The following is a 1,442-nucleotide window of genomic DNA, read 5'->3' as shown; positions in this document are numbered from 1 at the left end:
ATTAGATAAAATCTATCAAACAGCGTAAGTGTTCAATTTATTATTGCAATTTACGAAAAATAGAAATTTATCGTAAATGGAAAGATGAGAATATCTCAATAAGTCAATTGTCTAAAGCATATAAAATGAACTTAGCTAATTTAGATTACATGCTTAGATTGATTGATATGCATGGAACGGATATTTTAAATACTGGAAAGCAGGTTTATTCTAAAAAATTTAAAGAGCAAGCAATTGAACAAGCTATCTTTGGTACTAAGTCATATGTTCAATTATCGCTAGAATTAGGCTTCAAAAGCATTGCCATGCTTAACAAATGGCTTAGAGAATACAAAGAAAACGGGTATAATGTCATTATCAAACAGAAAGGACGCCCTGCCCGTGATCAAAGAGAGTCAAAAATCACGCAAGGAATTGGAGAAAGAGATCCAAAAGCTGAAAGAAGAAAACTTGCGATTGCGTATTGTGAACGAATACGTAAAAAAACTGAAGGCCTTGGATCAAGACAAAGATCGAAAGAAATAGCTAAGGCAATTACTGATCTAAGGCATGAATTTAAGGTTAGCTTGAACTATGTCTTAGATGCAATTGCAGAGCATCCAGAGCTGCCTACGATTGCCAGAAGTTCTTACTATAAAATAATTAAACGAAAGCCTAAGAAGCCCAAGCGTTCCAAACTTATTGCAAGGATCAAGGAAATCTTCAATTATCATCAGGGGCGCTATGGCTATCGCCGAGTAGCATTGCAGCTACTCAAAGATGGCTGGAACGTTACTGAGAAAACAGTTCGCTACTGGATGCATAAGCTAGGTCTTAAGGGTATCAGACGCAATAAGCGCAAGTATTCAAGCTATAAAGGTACTATTGGCAAAATAGCACCTAATTTGATTCACCGCGATTTCTTTGCGCCAATGCCTAATATGAAATGGTATACTGACATCACTGAATTTCATCTTAATGATGAAAAGCTGTATTTGTCGCCTATTTTGGATGGCTGCGGCGGTGATATAGTTTCTTACTCTATTTCAAAACATCCAGATATGGATTTAGTAATGACAATGCTTGATAAAGCTTTCGCTAAAGAAACAGCTCTTAACAACTGTATCTTTCATACTGACCAAGGCTGTCAATATCAGAGTCCAAAATACCAACGTGCTTTAAAACTTCAAGGCATCACTCAAAGCATGTCCAGAAAAGGCAATTCCATGGATGACGGTTTAATGGAGAACTTCTTTGGTCTGCTTAAGACAGAGATGTTTTATGACCAAGAATACAAATACCATAACCTTCAAGAATTAACTCAAGCCATTGAAGAATACATCGAATACTATAACGAAGAAAGGATAAAGAGCAGATTAAAAGGCTTAACTCCGAAAGAATATCGGAATCAAGCCTCTATTAATCCTGTATTTAAACTGTCTAATTTTTAGGTCTCAGTTCAT

Annotated in this window: 1 protein-coding gene; it reads left to right on the top strand. The window is 35.9% G+C overall.

Annotated elements, in window-relative coordinates; translation table 11 throughout:
* The first annotated feature begins 35 nt into the window (after window positions 1-35).
* Complete coding sequence (locus CP355_RS09915) at window positions 36-1,430, top strand: IS3 family transposase (RefSeq protein WP_098044447.1); 1,395 nt, start codon at window positions 36-38, stop codon at window positions 1,428-1,430.
* Window positions 1,431-1,442: the final 12 nt, after the last annotated feature.

Origin of the sequence: Lactobacillus sp. UMNPBX4, assembly GCF_002554115.1 — a bacterium.
GTDB lineage: Bacteria > Bacillota > Bacilli > Lactobacillales > Lactobacillaceae > Lactobacillus > Lactobacillus gallinarum.
Note: the sequence above shows the minus strand (reverse complement) of the source record. Positions and strands in the feature narration are given on the sequence as shown.